Annotated in this window: 21 protein-coding genes; 8 read left to right on the plus strand and 13 right to left on the minus strand. The window is 63.9% G+C overall.

What is annotated here, in order from left to right:
- Positions 1-94: 94 nt before the first annotated feature.
- The 3 genes from dnaA to AACH32_RS00015 all read left to right on the plus strand — a co-directional run bounded on the left by dnaA (position 95) and on the right by AACH32_RS00015 (position 4,321).
- The gene (gene dnaA, locus AACH32_RS00005) at positions 95-1,336 is read left to right on the plus strand and encodes a chromosomal replication initiator protein DnaA (RefSeq protein WP_338603984.1); all 1,242 of its coding nucleotides are present in this window, start codon (positions 95-97) and stop codon (positions 1,334-1,336) included.
- A gap of 764 nt (positions 1,337-2,100) precedes the next feature.
- Entirely contained in the window at positions 2,101-3,216 is a 1,116-nt protein-coding gene (dnaN, locus tag AACH32_RS00010) for a DNA polymerase III subunit beta (RefSeq protein ID WP_338603987.1), read from the plus strand.
- Between the two features lie 544 nt (positions 3,217-3,760).
- A complete protein-coding gene (locus tag AACH32_RS00015) occupies positions 3,761-4,321 on the plus strand; it encodes a class I SAM-dependent methyltransferase (RefSeq protein WP_338603989.1) in 561 nt (186 codons plus the stop codon).
- A 404-nt stretch (positions 4,322-4,725) separates the two neighbouring features.
- On the opposite strand, the gene AACH32_RS00020 is transcribed toward AACH32_RS00015, so the two are convergent.
- Positions 4,726-5,319: a GAF domain-containing protein gene (locus AACH32_RS00020; RefSeq protein WP_338603992.1), complete on the minus strand. Its 594-nt coding sequence runs from the start codon at positions 5,317-5,319 to the stop codon at positions 4,726-4,728.
- A gap of 381 nt (positions 5,320-5,700) precedes the next feature.
- Between AACH32_RS00020 and AACH32_RS00025 the strand changes: the two genes are divergently transcribed.
- Positions 5,701-6,888 carry a glycosyltransferase family 9 protein gene (locus tag AACH32_RS00025; protein ID WP_338603994.1) on the plus strand — a complete coding sequence of 396 codons (1,188 nt, stop codon included), beginning with the start codon at positions 5,701-5,703 and terminating at the stop codon, positions 6,886-6,888.
- Positions 6,889-6,960: 72 nt separating this feature from the next.
- Here AACH32_RS00025 and AACH32_RS00030 read toward each other — a convergent pair whose 3' ends face one another.
- The 4 genes from AACH32_RS00030 to AACH32_RS00045 all read right to left on the minus strand — a co-directional run bounded on the left by AACH32_RS00030 (position 6,961) and on the right by AACH32_RS00045 (position 12,104).
- Positions 6,961-7,605: a hypothetical protein gene (locus AACH32_RS00030; protein ID WP_338603996.1), complete on the minus strand. Its 645-nt coding sequence runs from the start codon at positions 7,603-7,605 to the stop codon at positions 6,961-6,963.
- Positions 7,606-7,880: 275 nt separating this feature from the next.
- Positions 7,881-10,271, minus strand: coding sequence for a DNA topoisomerase (ATP-hydrolyzing) subunit B (gene gyrB / locus AACH32_RS00035; RefSeq protein WP_338603998.1), 2,391 nt, complete (start codon positions 10,269-10,271; stop codon positions 7,881-7,883).
- 226 nt (positions 10,272-10,497) lie between these two features.
- Positions 10,498-11,301 (minus strand): alpha/beta fold hydrolase, encoded by an 804-nt coding sequence (locus tag AACH32_RS00040; protein WP_338604000.1) that lies wholly within the window; start codon positions 11,299-11,301, stop codon positions 10,498-10,500.
- 95 nt (positions 11,302-11,396) lie between these two features.
- Positions 11,397-12,104, minus strand: coding sequence for a hypothetical protein (locus AACH32_RS00045; protein WP_338604003.1), 708 nt, complete (start codon positions 12,102-12,104; stop codon positions 11,397-11,399).
- 339 nt (positions 12,105-12,443) lie between these two features.
- Here AACH32_RS00045 and gyrA point away from each other — a divergent pair, with 339 nt between their 5' ends.
- The 3 genes from gyrA (at position 12,444) to AACH32_RS00060 (ending at position 17,126) form a co-directional block, all read left to right on the plus strand.
- A complete protein-coding gene (gene gyrA / locus AACH32_RS00050) occupies positions 12,444-14,999 on the plus strand; it encodes a DNA gyrase subunit A (protein WP_338604005.1) in 2,556 nt (851 codons plus the stop codon).
- Positions 14,992-16,002, plus strand: a complete 1,011-nt coding sequence (locus AACH32_RS00055; RefSeq protein WP_338604007.1) for an NAD(P)H-dependent glycerol-3-phosphate dehydrogenase — start codon at positions 14,992-14,994, stop codon at positions 16,000-16,002. The genes gyrA and AACH32_RS00055 overlap by 8 nt, the downstream gene beginning before the upstream one ends.
- A 266-nt stretch (positions 16,003-16,268) precedes the next feature.
- A complete protein-coding gene (locus tag AACH32_RS00060) occupies positions 16,269-17,126 on the plus strand; it encodes a phosphodiester glycosidase family protein (protein ID WP_338604010.1) in 858 nt (285 codons plus the stop codon).
- 39 nt (positions 17,127-17,165) lie between these two features.
- On the opposite strand, the gene AACH32_RS00065 is transcribed toward AACH32_RS00060, so the two are convergent.
- From AACH32_RS00065 to AACH32_RS00085, 5 genes are all read right to left on the minus strand, one after another.
- Positions 17,166-18,677, minus strand: a complete 1,512-nt coding sequence (locus tag AACH32_RS00065) for an AsmA-like C-terminal region-containing protein (RefSeq protein WP_338604013.1) — start codon at positions 18,675-18,677, stop codon at positions 17,166-17,168.
- 30 nt (positions 18,678-18,707) lie between these two features.
- Positions 18,708-19,139, minus strand: coding sequence for a gamma-glutamylcyclotransferase family protein (locus tag AACH32_RS00070; protein WP_338604016.1), 432 nt, complete (start codon positions 19,137-19,139; stop codon positions 18,708-18,710).
- Between the two features lie 130 nt (positions 19,140-19,269).
- Positions 19,270-20,043, minus strand: coding sequence for a carbon monoxide dehydrogenase accessory protein CooC (locus AACH32_RS00075; protein ID WP_338604018.1), 774 nt, complete (start codon positions 20,041-20,043; stop codon positions 19,270-19,272).
- A gap of 45 nt (positions 20,044-20,088) precedes the next feature.
- Positions 20,089-20,397, minus strand: coding sequence for a (2Fe-2S)-binding protein (locus AACH32_RS00080; RefSeq protein WP_338604021.1), 309 nt, complete (start codon positions 20,395-20,397; stop codon positions 20,089-20,091).
- 439 nt (positions 20,398-20,836) lie between these two features.
- Positions 20,837-21,463 carry a DUF3786 domain-containing protein gene (locus AACH32_RS00085; RefSeq protein WP_338604023.1) on the minus strand — a complete coding sequence of 209 codons (627 nt, stop codon included), beginning with the start codon at positions 21,461-21,463 and terminating at the stop codon, positions 20,837-20,839.
- A 105-nt stretch (positions 21,464-21,568) separates the two neighbouring features.
- Here AACH32_RS00085 and AACH32_RS00090 point away from each other — a divergent pair, with 105 nt between their 5' ends.
- Entirely contained in the window at positions 21,569-22,300 is a 732-nt protein-coding gene (locus tag AACH32_RS00090; protein WP_338604026.1) for a Smr/MutS family protein, read from the plus strand.
- Between the two features lie 400 nt (positions 22,301-22,700).
- On the opposite strand, the gene AACH32_RS00095 is transcribed toward AACH32_RS00090, so the two are convergent.
- From AACH32_RS00095 to cysS, 3 genes are all read right to left on the minus strand, one after another.
- A complete protein-coding gene (locus tag AACH32_RS00095; protein ID WP_338604028.1) occupies positions 22,701-23,081 on the minus strand; it encodes a hypothetical protein in 381 nt (126 codons plus the stop codon).
- Between the two features lie 44 nt (positions 23,082-23,125).
- On the minus strand, positions 23,126-23,518 hold the full coding sequence (locus tag AACH32_RS00100) for a type II toxin-antitoxin system HicB family antitoxin (RefSeq protein WP_338604031.1): 393 nt from the start codon (positions 23,516-23,518) through the stop codon (positions 23,126-23,128).
- A 445-nt stretch (positions 23,519-23,963) separates the two neighbouring features.
- Positions 23,964-26,291 carry a cysteine--tRNA ligase gene (cysS, locus tag AACH32_RS00105; protein ID WP_338604034.1) on the minus strand — a complete coding sequence of 776 codons (2,328 nt, stop codon included), beginning with the start codon at positions 26,289-26,291 and terminating at the stop codon, positions 23,964-23,966.
- Between the last annotated feature and the right edge of the window lie 87 nt (positions 26,292-26,378).

Below are 26,378 nucleotides of genomic sequence, written 5' to 3' on the forward strand. Positions count from 1 at the left end.
GGTTGTTTTGCCGGCTAACAATCCGTGGCCTGGTGTGGCCAGACACTTGCGCGCATCGGTCAGCTCACAGGAATATGAAACTTGGTTCGCTCCCTTGAACATGCGTCTGGAGGAAAGCCGGGCGGTGTTCACCGTGCCCAACCGCTTTTTCGCCGAATGGATCGCCGAACGCTACAGCGCACTGCTGGGAGAGGCCCTGAACCTGGAAACCGGCCGATCGTTGGACGCAGCTTTCGAAGTTTCGCCCTATCAGGCCCAGGCCAAGTCCGCGGTTATCCAACCTTCTTCCCCCAAGGCCCCCCCGGCGGGCATAAACCTCAACTCCACCTATACTTTTGACTCTTTCGTGGTGGGACCCTGCAACGAGTTGGCCCATGCCGCCTGCATGGCGGTGGCCGATGCGCCGGGCGGCCAATACAACCCTTTGATGATCTTCGGGGGCTCCGGCCTGGGCAAGACCCACTTGGTTAGCGCGGTGGCCAACCACCTGGTCAGCCGCGAACCGGCCTACCAGGTTCACTACACCTCCTCGGAGGCCTATTCCAACGAGTTGATCCAGGCGGTTCGCTTCGACGGCATCCAGAGCTTCCGCGACAAATACCGCCGGGTGGACGGCCTGATAATCGAGGACATCCAGTTCCTTTCCGGCCGCGAGCGCACCCAGGAAGAGTTTTTCCACACTTTTGACGCCCTGTTTCAGGCGGGGCGCCAGATCGTTTTGACCAGCGACAAGCTGCCCCGGGACATCCCCGGCCTGGCCAGCCGCCTGCGCACCCGTTTCGAGTGGGGGCTTTTGGCCGATTTGCAAACCCCGGACACCGAAACCAAGCTGGCCATTCTCCAGCGCAAGGCCTCGGACAAGGGAGTGGTTATCAACCGGCAGGTGGCCTCTTATCTGGCCAACCAGCCGGAATCCTCCATCCGGGTCTTGGAAGGCTACCTCAACCGCCTGGTGGCGGTAAGCCGCCTGCGCGGGGCCGAAGTGAGCCTGGAGCTGGCCCGCCAGGTTCTGGGCCCCTTGGCCAGCGAAAACCTGGTGGGGGTGGAGGACGTGCTTCGGGTGGTGGCCACCCACTTTGGGGTGCGGCCGGCGGACATAAAAAGCTCGCGTAAAAGTAGGGACATCAGCCGTCCCCGCCAGGTGACCATGTATCTGGCCCGCCGCCTGACCAACGCGTCTTTCCCCGAGATCGGCCAGGCCCTGGGCGGCAAAGACCACTCCACGGTGGTCAAGGGAGTGCAGCGGGTGGAAAAGCTTATGGCCCAGGATCCGGAACTGGCCGACACCCTCCGGGTGGTGGAAAACGCGGTACGCCAGCTCAAACAAGGTGACTAGGCGGTGGAAAACCCTCGGGACAAGCGAGTCCGCGGTGGAAAAGCTAAGGCTTGGTTGATACAACGGTGGAAAAATTTTTCTTGTGCTTACAGACAATTAAATAGGTTTTCCACCTTTGAGCTACCCTCTTTTATTATTACTAAATAATAAAGAACTAATAATAATTAGGTTTAGCGGCCCAAGCGGGTGAAAACAAAACATCGTTTGAATAAAAAGTCCAAGGCGGGTAAGTAAAAAGTCCCCTCTCGCCGGGGCGATGCTTGGTGGTCGATTACAATCATCGGATTCAGCCGATGCCTTCAAGAATACGGGGTGGTAAAACTGACCCCAGCGGATGAGGCGAATTTTTATCCCCTATCGACTAGATTAATGGTGCCGAAAACGTCTCTGCGGGGAAAATAGACCATGGTAGGGGTGATTCAGGGGGAAATCCCTGGATTCCGCCGTGATCCGGTTAAACCAGCCGCCAGGTTGTCCTGGTGTGGCAATATTGTGAATTTACGCAAAAACTTTTGACGGCATTTATCGTTAACATTCTAAAAACATGTAATTAATTTATAAATACTTTTAGTTCACAATATATTTAAATGGCTTGTGGTAAGTAGTGTTTGTTTGCCCGGACACGTTGCGCTACTCAGCATTCCGTTCCTTGGGGGCTTTCGCCTGATTGGGTTTTGGAAGCGAAAGTCTTTAACTTGCCCTGCCCCCGGAGTTTGGGTTAAGGTGAACCAGAATCCGTATCTCTTGCAATTCAAAGGTGAAAGATGGAGCTAACTGTTCGCAAGGAAGACTTGGTCAAAGGTTTGGGCAAATCGCAGTCCGTGGTCGAGCGCCGCACTTCCATGCCCATCCTGTCCAACGTGCTCTTGGAGGCGCAGGACGAGAGTCTTACCGTGGCCGCCACCGACTTGGAAACCAGTTTCCAGGGGCTTTGCGCGGCCAAGGTGAGCAAACCGGGCAAGGTTACGGTTCCCGCGCGCAAACTCTATGAGATCGTCAAAGAGCTCCCCGCCGAAGAGATATATCTCAAGGAAAAAGATAACAATTATCTGCATATCACCGCCGGACGCGCCAGTTTCAACCTGGTGGGCCTGTCGGCCGAGGATTTTCCCAACCTGCCCGACGTGGATGGAATCCCCGAGTTGAGCGTGGCGGGGGAGATGCTGGCCGAGATGGTGGAAAAGACCATCTTCTCCATCTCCCAGGAGGACACCCGCTTCAACCTAGCCGGCCTGTACGTGCAAAAGCGCAACCGCGATGGCGCGGATTATCTGCGCTTCGTATCCACCGACGGCCACCGCCTGTCCCTGGTGGACCGCTCTCTGGAGGGTCTGGAGGGCTTCGAGCTGGACGGCGGGGTGATCATCCCGCGCAAGGGCGTGGCCGAGATGCGCAAGATGGCCGAGGACGCCGAGACCATTTCCCTGGGCCTGAACCAAAGCTACGCCTCTTTGGCCCTGAACGGCTCCCGTCTGGTTTTGCGCATGCAGGAAGGCTCCTTCCCGGACTACGAGGTCGTCATCCCCAAGGTGAGCAAAAAGAACGTGGTGGTGAACCGCCAAGCCTTTTCCGAGGTGCTCCGGCGGGTGGCCATCCTGGCCACCGACCGTTTCCAGGGGGTGAAGCTGGACTTCAAGGAAGGCCTGTTGGAGGTGGTGAGCCAGAACCCGGATCTGGGCGAGGCGCGCGAGGCCCTGGAGGTGGATTACGACGGCGACGCCCTGAGCGTGGGTTTCAACGCCCGTTACTTCCTGGACCTGTGCGGGGCCATGAAGAGCGAGGAGATAACCCTGGGCTTCGTGGACGAGCAGCACCCCTGCCTGATCAAGGGCGAGGCGGACGAGGGCTTCCTGAGCGTGATCATGCCCATGCGCCTGTAGGGGAGCCCGAAAAAAGATCATCGCGCGGAGCCCCGAACGGGGCTCCGTTTTTTTGGTTGGGTGGCCAAAAAATTTAAAATATTAAAGACGTTGCTCCATGCCTGCCAGGGTTGCTTTTCCTGTCCCTGCTGATATTGGCGACGGCCTGGGTCTACTCCCACTCCGTTATTTTCCTGCGGATCGTGTTGATTTGGTGTCTCGTGGGCCTGTTGGCCAATCGATGGATGCTGTCTCCCGCCCAGGAAATCCATAAGCCAGCGTGGCCCCTGTGGTTTTGGTTATTGAATGATTGCCGGGCCTGGCCGGTGAGGGTGGTCTGCGGTCTGATGTTACGCATGAGAACGGCCGAAAGCGTCGAGACGAATAGCTAAGCCGTGAGATTCGCCGCTGAACCGGCGATACGGCATCCATTTGCTTGGCCGATGGGAAATATTCGCCGAGGCATACCTTGGCTTGACCTAGCGGGTGGCTTTGGTTGATACTGTATACCGAGTCCGGCACCCGCGCGGCGCTGGACATATTTTTACAACTTAAGGATGCCTCCGTGCCCGGTGAACACGTATGCCCTTGGTGGGTGATTCGCACCTTTGACAACCCCCTGCGCCGAGTGTTTCACCAGCCGGAAAAGATGCTTGGGCCCTATGTGGGCGAAGGCGGCCGCGCGGCGGATATCGGTTGCGGCATAGGCTTTTTCACCCTGGGGCTGGCCCGTCTGGTGGGTGATTCGGGCCGGGTTTACGCCCTGGATTTGCAGCGGAAGATGCTGGACGGGGTGGAGCGGCGGGCCGCCAAGGCCGGTTTGTCCGGGCGCATCGAGACCCGCCAGGTGGCGGCGGACGACCTGAGGTCGCAAGATATGGCCGGAAGCCTGGATTTGGCGCTGGCTTTTTGGATGTTGCACGAAGTGCCGGACCAGGGCCGCTTTTTGCGGCAAACAAGAGAGCTGTTGAAACCAAACGGACGATGTTTTCTGGTTGAACCTCGGATGCACGTGACGCAAGGAAATTTTGAACAATCACTACTACTCGCGAGCGAGTTTGGTCTTAAAATAGAACAACGTCCCCGGGTCAGCCTGTCGCGGGCGGCGGTGTTGACCCTGCGGTGAACGATTTTCCAGTGGGGGGAACCATGGACAATCAATGCAAGTTGTGCGGGCATCGCATAAGCGCCGACAACGCCTTGCGCACCGGAGCTGTGAGCTGGAGGGACTACGACACCAGGTTTGCCCTGGACCCCACGCTTTGCTGGTGCCGTAATCAAGGGAAATGGATAAAAAACGGGGATTCCTGCCCCTCCTGGGTTTCTTACCACAAGCGGAAAAAGGCCAATGAAAGCCATGAGCCCTCCGCTAGCTTTTCCTAGTACCCGTCTTCCATAACAACCAAATCTAGTCCAAGACGCCAAACGGCCGGTGGCCGCGCCAGGGGTTACGGTAAAAATTAAGCCGGGCCGCCCCTCTCTGGAGTTCAGCGGCCCGGCCGACCAGACGCCAGAGGCGTCCAGATTGCCCTATTCGTGCAAGGTTCGTTTGGCCCGGCGAATAGGGGGGCGCAGGTCCTTCAAGGCTTCGATGGAGGTCTTGTAGGCCCCGGACACCCGGATGTTGTCCAACACCAGGGCCAGCATCAAGGCCACCGACTGCATGAAGGTGATGTCCTCCATGGTGAACTCCCAGGGCTCGGCGGTGTAGATCCTGAGGACGCCCAAGGGCTTTTGGCGCAGCACCAGGGGAACGCTGAGGATGGATTCTATGCCCTCGTTCAGCGCCTCGGCGGGATATTGCAGGCGCGGATCGTCGCGCACGTTGAAGATGGCCACCGGGCCGTCTTCCAGAGAGGCGGTGATGGAGCGGGACGCGCTGATGGGCCCCTTGTTGAGGTAGGACTCGCTCAACCCCTGGGAAGCGGCGATCTCCAACTTCTTGCTGCGCCGGTTCAGCAGCATGAGCGCGGCGCCCTTGAGCTTCAGCTGATTGGTCAGATAGGTAACCACCGCCCTGGCGGTCAGGTTAAGTTTGCCCGCATTGGACAGGATGTCGCATATCTCGGCCAGGGTCTCGTAATTGAAGTGGGCGGGATGAGAATAACGCACCTTTTTTTGCATGGCATTCCTCCTTGCGGGGCGAGGACGCTACCGGAGCGGAGGTTGGTTCGCCGAGGTGATATGGGCAGGATTGGGATTTAGCGGGCGCGGTTAGAGGCTGCGAGGAGCGCAGGAACGGGAGATCGGTTTCCGCCTGGAATTGGAACTCCAGGTGCTTCCCCACCGGGTTTTGGCTCCATGACTAAATTATCCGAGCCGCCGGGCCGTCCGGTCAAGTCAATTGCAAGTGAACCTTGGGCGGCGGGCGAGCGCCGGGGGATGGAGGAACCAGTTGAAAAATAGGCGCGAAGGCGCCGATAAGGTCTTGGGACCACCGGAGATTGCGGTTAAAATGCCGCGATCTAATGTTCTGGTCACCAGCGGATAAAAAGGGCTGTCACCATGATCCGTCGCCTAAAAAAGTGGCTGCGAAGCTCCATATACGTAGCGATAAGGCTCTTGGTGCTCCCCCGGGCGCGCATTAGCGAAAAGTCCCTTTTGCTGGTCCGGGTGGATTTTATCGGCGACTATGTCCTGTTCCGCAATTTCATAAAGGCGCTGAGATGCGATCCACGCTACAGGGGCTACCACTTCACCTTTTTAGGTAACGCCTCTTATAAGGATTTGTTTGAAAATCTGGACGCCAAGTTTTTTGATCACGCCCTTTGGCTGGACCCGGCGCGCTTCAACCAAGACTTTGTATATCGCTTCAAAACGCTGTGGATGATTACCCGCCGGGGATTCGAGGTGGTGATCAGCCCGGTCTACAGCCGTAATTTCTGGGTGGTGGACCATATCGTTCATCTGGTCAGGGCCAGGGAAAAGATAGGCAGCGCGGGCGACCTGACCAACATCAACAAGCGGCGCAAAAAAATAAGCGACGCTTATTACACCAGATTGGTGCCCGCCACCCAGGGAGTTATCTTCGAGTTTCAGAGGAACCGGGAATTTTTCCAAGGCCTGTTGGGTAAGGCCATGGCCGTTGACCGCCCCAGGATAGACCTTGCGCCATCCAAGGCGGGCTTTGATCTGTTCGAGAAATATGCGCTGCTTTTCATAGGCGGAAGCTCGCCGGCCAAAAAATCGAGGCTCGCGAATTATATCCGGATAGGGAGATATCTGGCCGAGGTCCACGGTCTGGATGTCGTTTTCTGCGGCGGCCCGGACGACATGGCGGACCTGGTGGCGGCCCCGATCGACCAGGAGGCGCGCTTCATCAACTTGGTGGGTCTTACCACCCTGTGGGAGTTGGCCTCGGTAATGGTCAAGGCCCACCTGTTGCTCTCCAACGACACCATGGCTCCCCACCTGGCCGCGGCGCTCGGTCTGGACAAAATATTCGTGGTTGACCGAGGCGACCTCTACGGGCGCTGCCTGCCCTACCCCCCGGAGATCAGCCGGCGGGTGCGCCTGATATGCCACCCGGAGATTACCCGCGACCCCCAGGCCTTTCGGGCGAGGGCCAATTCCTACGGCTACGTCAACCGCCTGGATATCAACCTCATTAGCCCGGAAATGGTGATAGAGCGGATAGACGAGGCGCTGCGGGAGCGGGAAAGCACCGCCGCCCGGGAATGCCGCGTGGCTTGATCGTCCGCTGATGGCCGGAGGTTCACTCCCCTGCCTTGGCCGATGCCGCCGGGAGAATCTCCGGCGGGTTTTTTATTTGGGGCAAGGCGCCAGGGTCAGCAGTTCATCCCATTCCAGTTCGGCCGTGTCAAAGGGAGGCAGCTCCATCTTTTCCGGATGCTGATGTTGCTTTTGGTCCAGGGCCATGTTGAGCCAAATCTTGTTGAGATAGCTGGCCAGCAGGAGCTGCTGATATTTGGAGCCGTAATCGTTTATCCGCTGCGGGGGGGAGTTGGGGCACTCGATGGTCACGTAGATGGGCTTGGGGCGGGGAAGTTTATCCAGGAAAAATTCCAGGGCATAGCGGGAGGAACCGTCCGGGGTCAAGGTGGCGCTCAGGGTGAAGGGCTCGTGCTGGAAGGCCTCCGGGTCCACCACATGCCTGCATTCCGCGTGGCGCTTTTTGGGAGAGCACTTGAAGCCGGTGATGACCACCCAGTTGTCCTGGCTGATCACCTGGCCGCCATCGCGCGGGAAGATCATATCGACGTGAAACTTGCCGTCGGTGCGGCAGGAGAGCACGTCGTCATTGACCTTGGGCGCGTTGGCCGGCACCCGGGGGCGCAGAAAAATGGTGCCGTCCAGCTGCACCCGGAGGCACTTCTCGCCCGCCGGGGCCGGCACGGTTAGGGAAAGGAGCAGGGCCACGAGTATGAGCAGCAAGGCTGATTTTTTCATGTTGAATCTCCCAAACGTTCCGGCGGCGCGGCCGAAACCGGGCCGGGCTTTGGTTTGCATGGCCCACGCGCGCGGCGCCCAGGGGCATGAGTAAAATGTAGCATAACCGCGGGGGATGGGGGTAAGCGCGTGCGTCTGGCGGGTGTTTTCACGGGCGCAGGCAAGGGCTCATGGCAGCGGCCTCTGGCGGAACTGTCCATGTCGCACCCCGCCAATGAAAAGCCCCGCGCCGGGAGCGACGCGGGGCCTTGGCGTGTTTTGATTCGGCGGCGGGGCTAGATGTCCAGCTCGCGCACCTCCAGGGCGTTTTCCACGATGAAGTTGCGCCTGGGCTCCACCTGGTCGCCCATGAGGGTGGTGAACAGGTCGTCGGCGGCCATGAAGTCCTCCACCTTGACCTGCAACAGGGTGCGCCGCTCCGGGTCCATGGTGGTTTCCCAAAGCTGCTCGGGGTTCATCTCGCCCAGGCCCTTGTAGCGCTGCATGGCCAGGCCCTTGGCCCCCACCTCCATGAGGTTGTCCAACAGCAGGCCGGCGCTCTCCACCCGCTTCTCGTCGCCGTTCTTGGCCAACAGGTAGGGCCCCTGCTCGTTGCCGGCCAGGGTTTCGGCCAGGCGCAGCATCTGGGCGTAGTCGGCGCTGGCGACCAGCTCCCAGGAGATGTTGTTGCACTGGTTCATCTCGCCGGGGCAGGTAACCGCCACCTCGTAGAGGCTGTGGGCCTCGTCGAAGTGGATGTTCTCCACCACCATGCCCTGCTCGGCCAACATGGAGGCCAGCTCCTCGGCGCGCTCGTGTTCGGCGAAGACCTTCTTGTCGCGCACCCTGGCCCGGAGCAGGGCGGCCAGGGCCGGGGCCTGCCAGCCGCGCCGTTTCAGGCGCTCCAGGTGGTCCAGGTAGGCGCTCAGGCTTTCCATGAGCTTGACCAAGCGCTGGCCGTTGAACTCGGCCCCGGTGGCCTCCACCTTTAGCTTCATGGCCGAGCAGGCCCGCTCCAGGAGGATGACCCGCATGGAGGCCTCGTCCTTGATGTATATCTCTTTCTTGTTGTCCACCACCCGGTACAGGGGCGGCTGGGCTATGTAGAGATTGCCCTGATTGACCAGCTCTTCCATCTGGCGGAAGAAGAAGGTGAGCAGCAGGGTGCGGATGTGGCTGCCGTCCACGTCGGCGTCGGTCATGATGACCACCTTGTGGTAGCGCAGCTTGCCGGCGTCGAAGTCGTCTTCGCCCACCCCGGTGCCCAGGGCGGTGATCATGGTGCGGATCTCGGCGTTTTCGAGCATCTTGTGCAGGCGGGCCTTCTCCACGTTGAGGATCTTGCCCCTGAGCGGCAGGATGGCCTGGAAGCGGCGGTCGCGCGCCTGCTTGGCGCTGCCCCCGGCGCTGTCGCCCTCCACCAGGAATATCTCGCAGGCGCTGGGGTCGCGCTCGGAGCAGTCGGCCAGCTTGCCGGGCAAAGAGTTCTCGCTGAGTACCCCCTTGCGCCGCACCAGCTCGCGGGCCTTGCGGGCGGCCTCGCGGGCCTTGGCGGCCTCGGTGATCTTGCCCACGATCTTCTTGGCGGTGGTGGGGTCCTCCTCCAGGAAGGTGGCCAACTGCTCGTTGACGATCTGTTCCACCAGGCCCTTGACCTCGGAGTTGCCCAGCTTCATCTTGGTCTGGCCCTCGAACTGGGGCTGGGGGATCTTCACGCTGATCACCGCGTAGAGGCCTTCGCGCACGTCGTCGCCGCTGGGCAAGGTCTTCACCTTGGGCAGGTTGGCGCTGATGTAGGAGTTGAGGGTGCGGGTAAGGGCCGCCTTGAAACCGGTGAGGTGGGTGCCGCCCTCGCGGGTGTTGATGTTGTTGGCGAAGCTGAAGATGCGCTCGTTGTAGGCGTCGGTGTAGCGCATGGCTATCTCCACCTGCACCAGGTCTTTCTGGCCGGTGAGATAGATGGGCTTCTTGTGCAGGGGCTGGCTCTTCTGGCTGATGTAGTCCACGAACTCGCTGATGCCGCCCTTGTAGAAGTATTCCACTTCCTTTTCGGTGCGCTCATCCACCAGCTTGATGCGCATGCCGCTGTTTAGGAAGCTCAGCTCGCGCAGGCGCCCGGCCAGGGTCTCGAAGGTGTAGACGGTGGTCTCAAAGATGGCGGGGTCGGCCTTGAAGGTGACCTTGGTGCCGGTCTTCTTGCCGCACTTGCCGATGACCTTTAGCTCGCCGGTGGGGTGGCCGTGGTCGTAGCTCTGGGCGTAGACCTTGCCGTCGCGCTTGATCTCCACCTCCAGCCACTCGCTGAGCGCGTTGACCACGCTCACACCCACGCCGTGCAGGCCGCCGGCCACCTTGTAGGCCTTGTCGTCGAACTTGCCGCCCGCGTGCAGCTTGGTCATGACCACCTGCACCGCCGGCACCTTTTCCGTGGCGTGAATGTCCACCGGGATGCCACGGCCGTCGTCCTCCACCGACACGCTGTTGTCGGCGTGGATGATCACCTGCACGAAGTCGCAGTATCCCCCCATGGCCTCGTCCACCGAGTTGTCCACCACCTCGTAGACCAGGTGGTGCAGGCCATCGGGGCCGGTGGAGCCAATGTACATGGCCGGGCGTTTGCGTACCGCCTCCAGGCCTTCCAGGACTTTAATTTTATCTGAGGTGTAGCCGCTTTTATCCGGGGCCATATTTGGGCCTTTCCCTTAAAGTTTCAACTGAGTAATTATGCCCTAAACTACGAAATTTGCAAGATATTTTTGAGAGTTACCCGGGAAATTCGACGATTGCAACCGCTGGTAATCACGGGGCAAAGACGCCCCGGCCGCCAGGGCGGCGGCCGGGGCGGTTAGAGCAATTACTTTAGCGGGGCTCAGTGCACCTGGGAGCCCTCGGGCGGCCCCGCCGCTGGGCGCTCTAGGCGGGCACGGTGGCCAGGAATTTGAGCACCGCGGCGTTGACCGCCTGGGGCTGCTCGATCACCAACTGGTGGCCCGCCTGGGGGATCACCGCCAGCTGGGCGCCGGGGATGCGTTGGGCCAGGATTTCGGCGTTGCCTTGGGGAACCAGGCGGTCGTCGGCCCCGGCCAACACCAGGGTGGGCGCGGTGATATTCGGCAGGCGCTCGTAGGTGTCGAAGTTCGCTATGGCTTGCCACTGGCCCTGCATCACCTCCGGGGGACAGGCGTAGGCGGCGGCCACCTGGGCGTAGTGCTCCAAGATGTCGGGGTGCTCATCCAAGGTGGTCTGGGAAAACAGGGCCTTGCGCCCTTCCAACTGCTCCTGGAAGGTCTTGCCGTAGACCAGCTTGTCAAAAAGCTCCATGGTCTCGGCGGTGGGCAGCACCTTGTGCGCGCCGCCGCAATGGGTGGCGGTGGGCACCAGCGAGGCCACCAACTCGGGCCAACCCAGGGCCAGCTCCTGGGCGATCATGCCCCCCATGGAGATGCCCATCACGTGGGCCCGAGCCCCGGCCACCGCTTGGATGACGGCGGCCGCGTCCTCGGCCATGTCCCGGATGCTCCAGGGCAACGCCGGCGCGCCGGAGGTCCCGATGCCCCGGTTGTTGAAGACGATCACCCGGTAGTCGCGGCTGAACACGGGAACCTGCTCGTACCAGTGTTCCAGGTTGGAGCCCAGGCCTCGGATGAGTACCAGGGGAAAGCCCTGGCCGTGGGTCTCGTAATAAAGGCGGTATCCGTCGCGTTCCACAAAAGGCATGTCGTTACAATCCCTTGGCGCTAGCAGGGCCGCTTGGCGCAACATGAAGTAATTACTTTAATATGAGCGGAGCGCCAGCGGGGGGCGCGGCGCGGTCATTTCTTTTCCGGTTGGGCCAGGGCCAGGCGCACCGGCACGGTGGCCACCGCCTGCTGCTTTTTCACCAAATCCTTGAGGGTTAGGCGCAGCTCATAGGCCCCGATGGGAGCCCCTTTCAGGTTGAGGGTGACGTTGAGGAAGAATTCGCGTTTGTAGCCTTGCGAAATGGTATTCACCTTCATGAAGTTCTTTTTGCCGAACAGCTCCTTGCCCTGCGCGTCCAAAAGCTCCACGTCCATGGCAAAGGATATTTCCCGGCTGCCGTCCGGCAGGGACTTTAGCCCATAGTTCAGGGGTTTCATGTAGATGTATATGGGCTGCCCCCGGCCGGGAAACACCGGGCGGTCCGGGCTGGCCATCAGATAGACGTTGTCCTTGCGGGGCTTATAGATGCCGTAGCCCTTGGCCGGTTCGGCCACCAGGACGGTCCGGGCCAGCTTGAGGGGCAGTTTTTCCCACAGGGCCTCGGCCGCCCGGCTTATCTGGGCCTGGGCCTCCTCTTCCCGGCCCTCCTTCAGGGAGCCGAGGGCCTCTTGCAACAGCGCGGCGGGGTCGCCCTGGGCCTCCGCGGCCGAGGTTTCGGCGGCCGGCTTGGCGGGGGCCTGATCGGCTCCGCGGGCGTAACCGCTGAAAAGCAAAACGGCGGCGGCCAGCAGGGTCGCCAACAGCGCCGGAGCGCCCGGAGTTTTTCTGGGTTCGGGCATGAGCGGACCTTCCCTGGGAGCGTCAACACGATTGTTTTAGGCTAGCATGGCGGCCCTCGCCGGACAAGCCGCGCGTCCCTGGGTGGTCCGGGCCGCCCGACCCCTGAAAAGGCCTGGTAAAACAAGCCCCTGCGGGGGTGGTTCCGGGGCGATTTTGTTTGCTAATCCGCGCAGTTGTTGCTATAATTGCCCAGTCGGCGAAAGGTGGCCAAATAGGCGGCGCGAGGGCCATGGCCCGCTGCCCCCGGGACCACCGGACGCCCAAAAAAAACTGCTTGGACCGCCTGGGCGGACCGTCTTTGGACCGGCCCCGGTCGGCAAGCGCAAAGGTTAAAGTAAATGCTTCCAACTGACGCACGCAAACAAGAAGTGCTCATCGAAGAGGAGATTCGGCGCTCCTACCTTGATTACGCCATGAGCGTGATCATCGGACGGGCCCTGCCCGAGGTGCGCGACGGCCTCAAGCCGGTGCACCGGCGCATCCTCTTCGCCATGCACGATCTCAAAAATTATCACAACCGAGCCTACAAGAAGTCGGCCCGCGTGGTCGGCGACGTCATAGGTAAGTACCACCCCCACGGCGACCAGGCGGTCTACGACGCCCTGGTGCGCATGGCCCAGGACTTCGCCATGCGCTACACCCTGGTGGACGGCCAGGGCAACTTCGGCTCGGTGGACGGCGACTCCGCGGCGGCCATGCGTTACACCGAGGTGCGCATGGCCAAGCTGACCGGCGAGTTCCTGGGCGACATCGAAAAGGAAACCGTCGAGTTCATAGACAACTACGACGGCTCCATGCTCGAGCCCGCCGTGTTGCCCACCCGGGTGCCCAACCTGTTGGTCAACGGCTCCAGCGGCATCGCCGTGGGCATGGCCACCAACATCCCCCCCCACAACCTGAGCGAGATAGCCGGCGCGGTGGTGGCCCTTCTGGACAACCCCGACGTCACCATCAAGGAGCTGATGAAGCACGTCCCCGGCCCGGATTTCCCCACCCGGGGCTTCATCTACGGCCGCGCGGGCATCAAAGAGGCCTACGAGACCGGCCGGGGGGTCATCTACATGCGGGCCCGGGCCAGCGTGGAGACCAACGCCCGCACCAAGAAGAACACCATCATAGTCAGCGAGCTGCCCTACCAGGTGAACAAGGCGCGCCTTCTGGAGCGCATCGCCGATTTGGTGAAGGAAAAGAAGATCGAGGGCATCAGCGACATCCGCGACGAGTCGGACCGCGACGGCATGCGCATGGTGCTGGAGCTCAAGCGCGACGCCATCCCCCAGGTGGTGATGAACCAGCTGTTCAAGTTCACCGCCATGCAGAGCACCTTCGGCATCAACCTGTTGGCCATCGTCAACAACCGCCCCGAGGTCTTGAACCTCAAGCAGGTGCTGGGCCACTTCATCGACCACCGCCGGGAGATCATCATCCGGCGCACCCGCTTCGACCTGGCCAAGGCCGAGGCCAGGGCCCACATCCTGGAAGGCCTCAAGATCGCCCTGGACAACCTGGACCAGGTGATCAAGATGATCCGCGGTTCGGCCAACCCTGCCGAGGCCAAGGAGCTGTTGATGTCGCGGCTGTCGCTGAGCGACATCCAGGCTCAGGCCATCCTGGACATGCGCCTGCAGCGCCTCACCGGCCTGGAGCGCGACAAGATCCTGAGCGAGTACCGCGAGGTGATCAAGGAGATCGCCCGCCTCAAGGCCATCTTGGCCTCCGAGCAGCTGGTGCGCCAGATCATCCGCGAGGAGACCCTGGAGCTGGCCAAGGATTTCGGCGACCCCCGGCGCACCGAGATCGTGGCCAAGACCAGCGAGATCGACCTGGAGGACATGATCGCCGAGGAGGACATGGTGGTGACCCTGAGCCACACCGGGTACGTCAAACGCACCCCGGCCAGCCTCTACCGGGCCCAGCGCCGGGGCGGCAAGGGCAAGAAGGGAATGGGCACCAAGGACGAGGACTTCGTGGAGAAGATCTTCGTGGCCTCCACCCACCACTACCTGCTCATCTTCACCGACGCCGGGCGCCTCTACTGGCTCAAGGTGCACGAGCTGCCCCAGGCGGGCCGGGCCTCCAAGGGCAAGGCCATCGTCAACCTGGTCAACACCGTGGGCGGCGAGCAGGTCACCACCGTGCTGGCGGTCAAGGAGTTCTCCGAGGGCCGCAACGTGGTCATGGCCACCGCCGGCGGCACGGTTAAAAAGACCGACCTCATGGCCTTCAGCCGGCCCCGGGCCGGGGGCATCATCGCCATCAACCTGGCCGAGGGCGACCGCCTGGTCTCCGCCCGGCTCACCGACGGCGACATGGAGGTCTTCCTGGCCACCCGCCAGGGCAAGGCCATCCGCTTCAGCGAGGAGAACGTGCGGGCCATGGGCCGGGTGGCCGCCGGGGTCAAGGGCATCGAGCTGTTGGACGACGACGCCCTGGTGGCCATGGAGGCCCTGGCCGGAACCCCCACGGTGCTCACCGTGACCAACAACGGCTTCGGCAAGCGCACCCGCCTGGACGAGTATCCCCTGCAAAACCGGGGCGGCAAGGGGGTGATCACCATCAAGACCTCCGAGCGCAACGGCGCGGTGGTCGGCGCGGTGGTGGTGGACGACGACGACGAGATGATGCTCATCTCCGACCAGGGCAAGATCATCCGCATGAAGGTGGGCGGCATCAACGTGTTGGGCCGCAACACCCAGGGCGTCAAGCTCATCGGCTTGGAGCCCGGTGAGCGCCTGGTGGCCCTGGCCCGCTTGGCGGAGGCCGAAGACAGCGAAGAAAACGGCGACAGCGAGGACAACGAGGAAAACGGCGACAGCGGCGACAGCGGCGACAACGTTGAAAAGGGCCCGGCCCCTCAAGGGCCCGAGCCCCACGACGGAGATGACGATGCCTAGCCTGAAAACGGCGGTGGTGGGGGCCGGGGCCTGGGGAACCGCCCTGGCCGACCTCCTGGCCCGTAACGGCCACGCGGTCAGCCTGTGGGCCTACGAGTCCGAGGTGGCCCAGGCCATAGACGAACAGCACGCCAACCCGGTGTTCTTGCCGGGCTTTGATCTGCACCCCGAGCTGAGGGGCAGCAACGACCTGCCCCGGACCTTGGAAGGGGCCGAGCTGGTGGTGTTGGTGATGCCCACCCATGTCTTCCGCGAGGTGCTGGGCAAGGCCGCGCCCCACCTGCCCCCGGGCGCCGCCATCGTCACCTGCTCCAAGGGCATCGAGGGCGGCACCGGCTTCACCATGGCCCAGGTGGCCGCCGACGTCCTGGCCCCGGAGCATCGCGACCACCTGGCCGCCCTGTCCGGGCCCAGCTTCGCCAAGGAGGTGGCCTCCGGCACCCCCACCGCGGTCACCGTGGGCAGCGAGCGCCCCGAGGTGGCCCAGAAGGTGCAAGCCGCCTTCGCCGGGCCGCGTTTCCGGGTCTACACCAGCCGCGACATCGTGGGGGTGGAGCTGGGCGGCGCGGTGAAAAACCCCCTGGCCATCGCCGCGGGCATGGTGGCGGGCCTGGACCTGGGCCACAACGCCATGAGCGCCATGATCACCCGGGGCCTGGCCGAGATGACCCGCCTGGGGCTGAGCCTGGGGGCCGACCTGGCCACCCTGGCCGGGCTGGCCGGGCTGGGCGACCTGGTGCTCACCTGCACCGGTTCGCTGAGCCGCAACCGCATGGTGGGCACCCGCCTGGCCAAGGGCGAGACCATCGAGCAGATCACCTCCTCCATGCGCCAGGTGGCCGAGGGGGTCAAGAACACCACCACCATCCTTTCCCTGGCCCGGCGCCAGGGGGTGGAGATGCCCATCATCGAGGTGGTGCAGCGGGTGCTGGCCGGCGAGACCACCCCGGAGCTGGCCCTGGACGAGCTGATGACCAGGGAGCCCAAGCCCGAGCACTATTAGGCTGGGTTCCTTTAGAAAAGTCGCGCGCGGCTTCGCCAGACGGCGGGATGCTGCGTTGCCGACTTCGCGCCAAACTCGCTGTAGGCCCGGCTACAGCTCCGTTTGTCGCTCGTCGGCGCCTTGCCTGCCACCGCCTGGCTGTGCCGGTCTAGGGCGCATGCCGCATCCACGAGGTGAAGGTATTCAGAAGAGAGGCGGCGATGATTCTTCCTGGTTCAATGCCGCCCAACCTTCCTGAAAAACCCTGGCCAGCCACAATACCAGCCATGATATTTCGCCTAATCCCAGACGGGCGCAAGGCCTGGCCGGTGGTGCTCTCCTGCGCCCTGCTGCTGCTGGCCGCGGTCTGGGCCGCGCCCTGCCCGGCCGCCGGCCCCTGGCAGAGCTGGCGGCCCGGCCTGGAGAGCGCCCGCTTCGCCCTGGAAACCGCAGGCCCCGCCCCGCGCCCCGAGCTGGTGGCGCTCCGGGTGGACCCGGCCCGCTTCGCCCTGCGCCTGCTGTGCGCGGGCAACCGCGGCGGCAAGCCCCGCACCGCCCGCCAATGGAGCCGCGAGTTCGGCCTAACGGCGGTGATCAACGCCTCCATGTATCGCACCGACCACCTCACCAGCGTGGGCCTGATGCTCGGCCGGGACTACGTCAACAACCCCCGCTTGGCCAAGGGCCAGAGCGCCGTCCTGGCCCTGGACCCCCTGCGCCCCGGCGCGGATCCGGCCCGCCTGTTCGACCTGCACCAGACCCCCTTGGCCCAGATCAAGGTCCGCTACGCCACCCTGATCCAGAACTACCGCCTGTTCACCCCGGGCGGCACCAACCTGTGGCGCCGGGCCGACCAGCGATGGTCCAGCGCCCTGGTGGGCCAGGACCGGGCGGGGCGGGTGCTGCTGCTGATCTGCCGGGAGCCCTACCCCATGCCCAAGCTGGTGGCCCGCCTGCTCAAGCTGCCCCTGAATTTGCGGGCGGCCATGTACGTGGAGGGCGGGCCGGAGGCCACCCTCTACGCCAAGGACGGGGGGCGCGAACTGGACGTGGTGGGCGCCTTCGGCTCCCGGCCCGAGCAGACCGTGGCCAACACCGCCCAGTGGCCCCTGCCCAACGTCATCGGGGTGGTTCCACTGCCCTAGCCTTGATCAAGGCCCAGGTTTTTTCGGAGATTGCGGCGGCTAACGGGGCTGATCGGCCGGCGGGGGCCAGCTCTTGGGGTCGCGGCAGATGTTGGGGTCCTTTTCGGGAATGATGATATCCATCAGGCGGCGCAGGGGCGCGAACACCGGGCTGGTGGCGAAGTTGATCACCGAACCCACCAGGCCGCCGGGGCTCACCCCGGCGGAGGCCTGGTCAAAGGTGCCCTTGATGCTGATGGGCGTCTCCAGGCTGAAAAAGGCGGGCTTCTTGGCCCGGGGTTGCAGGTGCACCTCGAAGCGGCGCGCCGGGAAGTCGATGCTGCCCTTGCCCGAAACCCGCACCTTGCTGGTGTCTATGACCAGCTCCTTGCTGGTCATGACGCCGTTTTGCAAGACGAACTCGCCCACCGCGCAGTTGACCTTGGACTCGGTTTTACTGGCCAGGGAGCCCAGCAAGGCGAACATCAGGTTGGCGGCCCAGAGATCGTAGGCCTCGGCCCGCAGGTCCAGGGGCCACACCCCCACCTGCAGCGTCCCGTTGGCCCGGTCGAGCAGGGGAGTTCCCCTGGGGGTCTGGGAGGTCATGGACAGGCGCAGGGAGAAGACCCCCCGGTTGCCCAGGGATGCTTCGGACATCTGGTGGGCCAAGAAACCGTAGGGGAAGTTGTGGACCTCCAGCTCCAGCTCGGCGCCCAACCCGTTCTCCAGGGGCCAGAAAGTGTTGCGGGCCGATATCCTGCCGCCCAATAGCTCCACGTTCAGGCGCTCGACGGCCAGGCGGCGGTCCCGGGAACTGATATGCAACTCCCCGCGCCCCGCGTCCCGTCCCCGCCAGCTGATCTTCTCGGCCTTGAGGGTCAGCTCCCCTTGCACGGATTTGGCCAGGTCTTCCATCATGAGGTCCCGGGCCGTGCCCTGGCCAAGGTCGGACTTGGCCTCGGCGCGGTCCTGTTTTTCCAGGGCCACCAAATGGGCCAGGCCGTCCACGTCGAGCAGGGTTGATTCCAGGTGCAGCACCAGCTTGGGCGGGTTGAGCTTGGGGTTCAGCAGCATCCTGCCGAGCAGGGCGCCGCGCTCCAGGCGCAAGGCCAGGTCCTCCAGGCGCACCTGGCCCTCGGAGAAGATCAGGCGGCCCGAGACCTCGGGAAAGCGCAGCACCGCCCTCTGGTGGTCCTCGCGGGGGGGGCCCACGGGCAGATGCAGGTCATGCAAGGCGACCCGTTCCAGGTCGAGGCGGCCATGCCACAGGGAGGCGAGGGAGGCCCGGATGCTGGCGCGGCCCACCGTGGCCCAGGGGTGCCGCCCCGGTTGCCGGGCGGGCCAGGTCAGCTTGATATCGGAGAAGTTCACGCTTGGGTTCAGGGTGGGCCGCAGGCTGATGGGCCCCTCGATGGCCACGCGCACCGGGGCCAACTCCTGGTTCAGCCGGGCGAGCAGGCTGTCGCGCATGAACCCGATGGGTATGCTCCAGCCCGCCAGGTAGACCACCAGCCAGGCCAGGGCCGTCGCGGCCACCAACAGGAAAAGGTATTTGAACGCGCGCTTGAGCACCGCCACCGCCGGGTTGAGTTAGGTCTGGGTTTATTCTATCGTGCGCGAGGCGAAAAAGTCATCCCAAGGGATGGTTTGGCCTTGCTGGGCGGCCCAGTCGCCGTCCGGCACCGGGGCCAGGCCCGTGGTGGGGCGGTTGAACACGTAGACCCAGGCCGAAGCCGCGCCGCTCTTAAGGGGCAAGAGGCGGCGCAGATATTCCGAGCCCGCCGGGTCCTGCGGCAGGTATTGCTCGAAACGGTCCAGCACGGCCAGGGCCGCCGGGTCCAACAGCTCGAAGACCTGGCCGCGCACCCAGCCCTCTTCCAGGGTCAGGGCGGGGTAGCGGTCCAGGCTGTAGAGCCGCCCGGCCACCGCGTCCCAGCCCCGATAGGCCAGCAGGCGCTCCACCCCCAGCCGCTCCAGGGTGGGATAGGGCCGCATCAGGGTGCCGTAGAAAAAGATTAGCTCCGGCTCGGCCATGCTTCCTTACAAAAACGTAGGTTAACCCCAGGTAATCTGGAAGAAATATAGCCCACGCCGGACGGCGGGGCAAGAGGCGGGAACGGCCCGCGCCCGCCGGGGTGGGCGGACGCGGGCCACGGTTTTGAAATTATTTTTCCGACCTGGCGATGAGCTTGTCGGCCATGGCCGTCACCGAGGCCTTGGCGTTCATGGCCACGTCGGTGGGGCACTTGGCCTCCATGTCCGCCTCGATGATCTCCTCGTCGTAGCGCATGAAGCCCAAGAATTCGAAATCCTTGAGGGTTTCCTTAAGGTACTCCTCGTCCTTGTCGCTGCGGATCTTGTTGCCCACGATGAGCACCTTGGTCAGGCCCAAATCGCCGGCCAGCTGGCGGATATGTTCGGCGGTGTCCACCGAGCGCCGCCCCGGCTCCACCACCACGATGAGGAAGTCCACCCCCTGGCTGGTGCCCCGGCCCAGGTGCTCCAGGCCCGCCTCCATGTCCAGGATCAGCACCTCCTTGTGCAGCAGCACCAGGTGGGCCATCAGGGCCTTGAGCATGGTGGAGGCCGGGCAGATACAGCCGCCGCCGCCCTTTTTCACCGTGCCCATGACCATGAGGCGCACCCCGTGGTGCTCCACGCTCAGCTTGTCGGGCAGGTCGTTGACCGTGGGGTTGAGCTTGAAGTAGGTGCCCCAGTTTTCACCGTCGCTGTTGGTGCGCTCGGCGATGAGGTCTTTCATGTCGCTCACCGGCACCAGCTTCTGGTAGTCCGGGAAACCCAGGGCTTGGCCCAGGTTGGCGTCGGGGTCGGCGTCCACCGCCAACACCCTGAGGCCCTTTTCGGCCAAGGACCGGGCCAGCATGGCCGAGAAGGTGGTCTTGCCCACGCCGCCTTTTCCGCTTACCGCAATCTTCATCGCTCACCTCAACATGATAATATGATTAGGCTTTCGCCGATGATATCAACAGTGGCCGCCCTGGGCCCCGCCGTACAGGGCCACCAGCACCTCCAGGTCGGACTGGCACTGGCGCCGCTGGCGGCAGCCCAGCTCCCGCCCCACCCCGGTCATGGCCTTGACCAGGGGCGCGGTGAAGGCCCCGGCGGCGATGGCCGCCTTTACCGCCGCCTTGTCCACGCCGGTGCAGGCGCACACCACCTCTTGGTCCGGGGCCTCGCGCCAGCGCCGGGCCAGATCCTGGTCCAAAACCAGGGTGTCTCCGCAACCGCAGCCGCAGCCGCAACTTTCGGAATGTTCGTGATCGCCGCTCATGCTCATCTCCCGGTCGAAAAAACAGACGGCTAACAGCCGTCACTTAATAATGTAGGAACTGTTCCGGGGAATGCAAGCGGCCCGGCAAGGTGGGTAAAGGTTGTGCACTTTAATGCGCAGCCGCCACTTTTTTACGCGCTTGGCGGCGGGTTTTGCCGCGCCCTGGAGACCCAAAGCTTTGTAATTACTGACCCGGCGTTCTAGAGGCTTCCTTGGCATAAAGCCTGCATATAGGTAAGGCAGAGGGCGGAATGGTCGCTTAGAATATCGAAGCGAAAATATCCGACCAATCCCGGGAGGTCCGCGGCCCTGACCCAGCCAAGAACTCCGGGAGTATGAAAGCCGCCCGCTTTCTTCTCTCCCTCCTTGTTATGGGCCCCCTGGCGTCACACCCAGGGGGCCTACCTTTTTGGGCCCGCGCCTATATCCCATCGGACTCCTAGCCCTTTTGCCTAGACAAGGCCATCATTTTGTAGATGGGCATGCCCGCGGTCAGGGCGATGTCCTCTGTGGACAGATAGCGGCCGATGGTGCGGTCGAACAGCAGGTTGCCATCCGCCGGGAACTCCTCGTCCCCGGCCCACAGCACCAGTTGGATGGGCACCATGGGGAAGGCCCGGATGATCACCGAGGCGTCGCCGGTCTCGCCCGGCCCCTCGCCGCCCACCAGGGGGGCCAGCTCGGTCAAGAGCTCCGGGCGCTCGCCGAAGAAGCCCACCAGGGGGTCCTTGGCCCTTTTGACGAAGGCCGACCAGTAGAACTCGCCCGCCTCCACCTCGCGGTAGGTGATCCACTCGCCGCTGGGCTGGGTGCCGTCGGCGTTTACCAGGTAGTGCAACACCAAGGCCTGCTCGGCCAGGGGAATCTCCGGGCCGTTGTCGGTGGCCGTCACGCTGATGGGCGGGGCGGTGACCCGGACCGGGCGGCCCAGGTAGTTCATCTCCAGATAAGCGGCGTCGTCGGACGCCTTGGCCCCGGCCTTGCGGGCCACGTCGGTCCAGTTGCGCGTGGCCAGCTCTTCGGCGGCCAGGTCAAAGCTTTTTTGATAATCGTCCACCCGGGCCATGTCTCGCTCCTCGCTGGTGGTTTGCGGCTGGTCTTCAATGTAGCCGAGCAGAGCGGGCCTGTCGAGGATTTGGCGCGCCCCCGCCCCAGGGGCTATAGTTTAGCCATGGCCAAAAAGAAGAAGAAAAAAGCCGCCTCCCCCGCCCCGGCCCCCAAAGAGCGGGCTTTCAACGCACCCTTCGCCGCCCTGGGCAAGGAGCTAAAAAAGACCGCCGTGCCGGAGGCGCCGCCGCCCGCGCCAGTGGTGCCATCCAAACCGGAGGACGCCCCCGAGGACGAGCAGGCCCTGTTCAATCAGGCCATGTCCCAGGTGGCGCGCCTGCCCGGCGAGCAGCGCCCCACGCCCAAGACCCCGCCCCCCAACCCGGCCAACCTGGGCCAGGCGGTGGACGAGGAGTTGGAGGTCATGGCCCACCTGGCCGAGCTGATCAGCGGCAGCGCCGATTTCGATTTGCGCATGAGCGACGAGTACGTCAGCGGCCAGGCCCGGGGGGTGGGGCCGGAGCTGATGGAGCGCCTGGCCCAGGGGGCCTTTCCCATCCAGGACCACCTGGACCTGCACGGCCTGGGCCTCACCGACGCTCAGGGCGAGGTTGCCGACTTCGTGGACAGCGCGGTGGCCCGGGGCCTCAGGCACGTGCTGTTGGTGCACGGCCGGGGCAAGGGCTCCCCCGGCGGGGTGCCGGTGCTCAAGCAGGGCCTGGCCGCCTGGCTGGAGCACAAGCGCTTCGCCCGCAAGGTGCTGGCCTTTTGCACCGCCCGGCCCATCGACGGCGGGGCGGGGGCCATGTATTTGTTGTTGCGTAAGTGGTCGGGGCCCAAGGGTCACAAATGGTAGGGCGGCTGCGCTGGGCGGCTGCGCCAGACCCCGCATGGCTGCGTTGTCGGCGTCACTCGGTCCTCGGCGTAGGTAGACTACGCCTGCGTCCCTCGTTCGCCTGCCGCCTTGCCCTGCGGCGCCTGGCTGTGCCGCCGGGAAAGCAACTCGCCGCCGCCTGGCCTAGCACCACGTGGCTGTGCTGCAGGGAAACCTCTTGTCGTTGCGAGGAGCGCAGCGACGAAGCAATCTCTGTTCGCAGAAGACGCCCCCGCCCCTACCCGGACCACTTAAAGCGATAGCGTAGGTTGGGTAGAGCGCAGCGAAACCCAACAATTCCCTTTATTCATCGGCCATCCGCGACACCGCCGCGATAATCGCCCATGAACGAGGGCATCCGGGGGACGCCTCCGTCCCCGGTCTACTTGCTTTGGCGCTCGGCGCAGGTCTGCTGCCGCATGCCCACCACGACCACCTGGTTTCCCTTGGCGTCGTAGACCTCCACCCGGTCGCTGTACATCTTGGCCGAGCCGTCTTGGGGCAGGTCCACGATCTTCTGACTCAGGTAGCACACGCCGGGCTTCAGGTTCCAGTTGAACCACACCTGGGTGGGGTCGGCTTGGCCTCCCTGGTAGGTGCCGTTGGGCGCTACGGTGATGGCGCAGAAGGTGGGGTAGGCCGCGTCGATGACGCAGGCCTGGTAGGCGACGTGGTTATAGATGGTGTAGGCGCCCGCCGGGGCGGCCAGGAAACAGCAGCCGACCACCAGCAACGCTGCGGCGAATAGTTTGAGGCGCTTCATATTATTCTCCCTGGTGCGGGGGGGGAGCCGGCGCGTACCGGCCGTTATTTGCGGCCGAATCTGCCCAGGGTGGCGGCCATGGCTCCACCCGTTTCGCGCTTCTCCAGGCCCAGGCGTTTTTTGAGCAGCGAGCGCTTGGGGTCCAGCAGCACCAGCTCGCTGCCGGGCGGCTCGTCGTCCCCGGCGATGAGCCGGGCGGGGTCCGAGGGCGTGGGCAGGTCGTCGCCGGCCACGATGCGCTGGCCCAGCTCGAAGGTTAGGGCCTCCACGGCGTTGGCCCGGCAGGCGTCCTTGTCTGCCCCCCAGGCCGTCAGGCGGGCCAGGTTGGGAAACACCGCCTCCCAGCCGCCCCCGGACATGGGCAGAAGCACCACGGGATAGGCGGGCAGGCTTTCCACCGCCCGCAGCCAGGCCAGCTTGTCGCGCTTGGGGGACATGACTCCTCCCGGTCGGGGTGGGCGTTTCGCTGCTACATAGTGCTACAGCCGAGCGGCCAGGGCAAGGGGTTCGGTCTGGCGGTAGCGGGCTGCGATCGGGGATTAAAGGAATTGTTGGGCTTTGCTGCGCTCAACCCAACCTACACGATGGCAGGAGGCGATACGACGTGAGGTGCCCACAAGTATCGCCCAACCTCGGCGGGGAGGGTTTTCGCTGCGTCGCCGAAAAACGAAGCTGGAGCCCTGGGGCGACCGCGAATTGCCCTCGGCAGGAAAAGAGGTGGTCGAGTGCGTCGGCGAGTATCGCCCAAACAGGCGGGGAGGGTTTTCGCTGTGTCGCCGAAAAACGAAGCTGGAGCCCTGGGGCGACCGAGGCGTATGTGGTCAATACGTCGAGGGAGACCCAGGGCGAAGCGAGTTTTGCAGGCAGCAGCGGGAAGCCGGGCTAATTGATTCTATTCCAGCGGGTGCCGGAGGGAGTATCGACAAGCTGCACCCCCCGGGCGGCCAGCTCGTCGCGCAGCTTGTCGGCCAGGGCGAAGTCGCCCGCCGTCCGGGCCGCGTCGCGCCGCTTGACCATCTGCTCGATGTCCGCGTCGCCCGCCGGGGGCTCCAGGTTCATCACCCCCAACACCCGGTTGGCGCTAGCGACGAAGGCCAGCACCTGCTCCACCTGGGCCGCGTCCATGAGCCCCTGGTTCATCAGGCGGTTGACGCGGCGCACCATGGCGAAAAGCTGGCCCATGGCCTTGGCCACGTTGAGGTCGTGGTCCATGGCCTCCTGGATGCCGCTCTTGGCCTCGTAGAGAATCTGGTCCAGGTCCGGGGCGGTGGCGCCGGGGGTCATGAAGCGCAGGCGCTCCACGAAGTCGTCCAGGCGCTCCACCGTCTTGGCCGCCTGGTCCAGCTGCTCGCGCTCATAGGTCAGCGGCCGGCGGTAGTGCTGGCTGAGTAGCCAGAAGCGCACCGCGGCCGGCGAGTAGCCCAGCTCCAGCACCTCGCGCAGGGTCACGTCGTTGCCCGATACCCGGCTGGCCTTTTTGCCGTCCACCATCACCACCTCGGAGTGCAGCCACATGTTGGCCAGCGGCTTGCCCGTGAGGCTCTGGGCCACGGCGATCTCGTTTTCGCCGTGGGGAAAGATCAGGTCGGTGGAGGCCAGGTGCAGGTCGAAGGGCTGGCCCAGGTGCTCGGTGGACATGGTGGCGCATTCCACGTGCCAGCCGGGGCGCACGTTGCCCCAGGGGGTGGACCAGTAGATGCCCGCCTTTAGCTCGGCCAGGGAGGAGCGCTTGAACAGGGTGAAGTCGCGGGGGTTGTCCTTCTCGTAATAGTCGTAGTCGGTGTGCTTGTCGCTCTGGGTGGCCATGAGGTCCACGCCCGAGAGCTTGCCGTAGTCGGGGAAGCGGCTGATGTTGAAGTACACGCTGCGGAGCTTTTCGTAGGCCAGATCCTTGGCCAACAGCTCCCGGGCCGCGTCCACCATCTGACTGACGTGTTCGCTGGCCTTGGGATAGTCCAGGGCGGGCAGGACGTTCAAGGCGTCCATGTCCTGGTGGAACGCCTGCTGCCAACGGGCGGTGAACTCCTTCCAGTCGGCCTCCTCGGCCAGGCACTGGTTCACGGTGCGGTCGTCCACGTCGGCGATGTTGATGATCAGCTTGACCTCGAAGCCCCTAAACTCCAGATAGCGGCGCACCAGGTCGGCGAAGACCATGCGGCGGCACAGGCCCAGGTCCGGCGGGCCGTCCAGGGAGGGGCCGCAGGCGTAGATGCCCACCTGGCCGGGACGCACCGGGTTGAGATCTTGTTCCTGGCGGCTCAGGGTGTTGTAGAACCTGAGCGGCACGGGGACCTTTTCGCTGCTGAACAGCGAAGTGGACAGATAGCGCTCCCCGCCGTCGGCCATGAGCGCCACCACCACCGAGCCCTCGGGCAGGGTGGCCGCCTGGTCCAGGGCCACCTTCATGGCCGCCCCGGCGCTCATGCCCACGAAGATGCCTTCCTCGCGGGCCAGGCGGCGGGCGATCTCGTAGGCGCCGTCGTCGTCCACGTTGACCAGCCGGTCCACCTCGCCGGGGCTGAAGATGCCCGGCGGGTAGGACTCCTTCATGTTCTTGAGGCCCTGAATCTTGTGCCCCTGGTAGGGCTCCACCGCCACCACCTTTACCTTGGGGTCCAGGCGGTGCAGGCGGCGGGTGAGGCCCATCACCGTGCCGCTGGTGCCCAGGGTGGCCACCACCATACTTACCTTGCCCTGTGTGGCCTGGTAGATCTCGTCGGCCGTGGAGTTTTCCCGGGCGTGGGCCATCCAGTTGTCTTCGTTGTTGTACTGGTCCACCAGGAAGTAGCGCTCCGGCTCCTCGCGGGCCAGGCGGTAGGCCTCCTCGATGGCCCCGTCGGTGGCCAGGTGGGCCGGGGTGAGCAGGATGTCGGCCCCGTAGGCCCGAAGGATCTTGCGCCGTTCCAGGGAGGCGGACTCGGCCATGGTGAACAGCATCTTGTAGCCCTTGACCGCGCAGGCCATGGCCAGGCCGATGCCGGTGTTGCCGCTGGTGGCCTCCAGGACGATCTTGTCCTTGGTCAGCTCGCCGCGCTTTTCCGCCTGCTCGATCATGTTGAGCGCCGGGCGGTCCTTCACCGAGCCGCCGGGGTTCATGAACTCCAGCTTGGCGTACACCGTGACGCCGGGGTTGGGATTCAGGCGGTTGATGCGCACCAGGGGGGTGTCGCCCACCAACTGTAGGATGTTGTCCACCACGCGCGCGCTCATGCCGTTCCCCCGCGTCTGATTGCCAGTGGGCACAAGCATACTCAACCGGGGGGGCTTAGTAAAGCATTGGGGGGGCGTAACAAAAGA

It is taken from the genome of Desulfoferula mesophila (genome assembly GCF_037076455.1).
In the GTDB taxonomy this organism is placed as follows: Bacteria; Desulfobacterota; Desulfarculia; order Desulfarculales; family Desulfarculaceae; genus Desulfoferula; species Desulfoferula mesophila.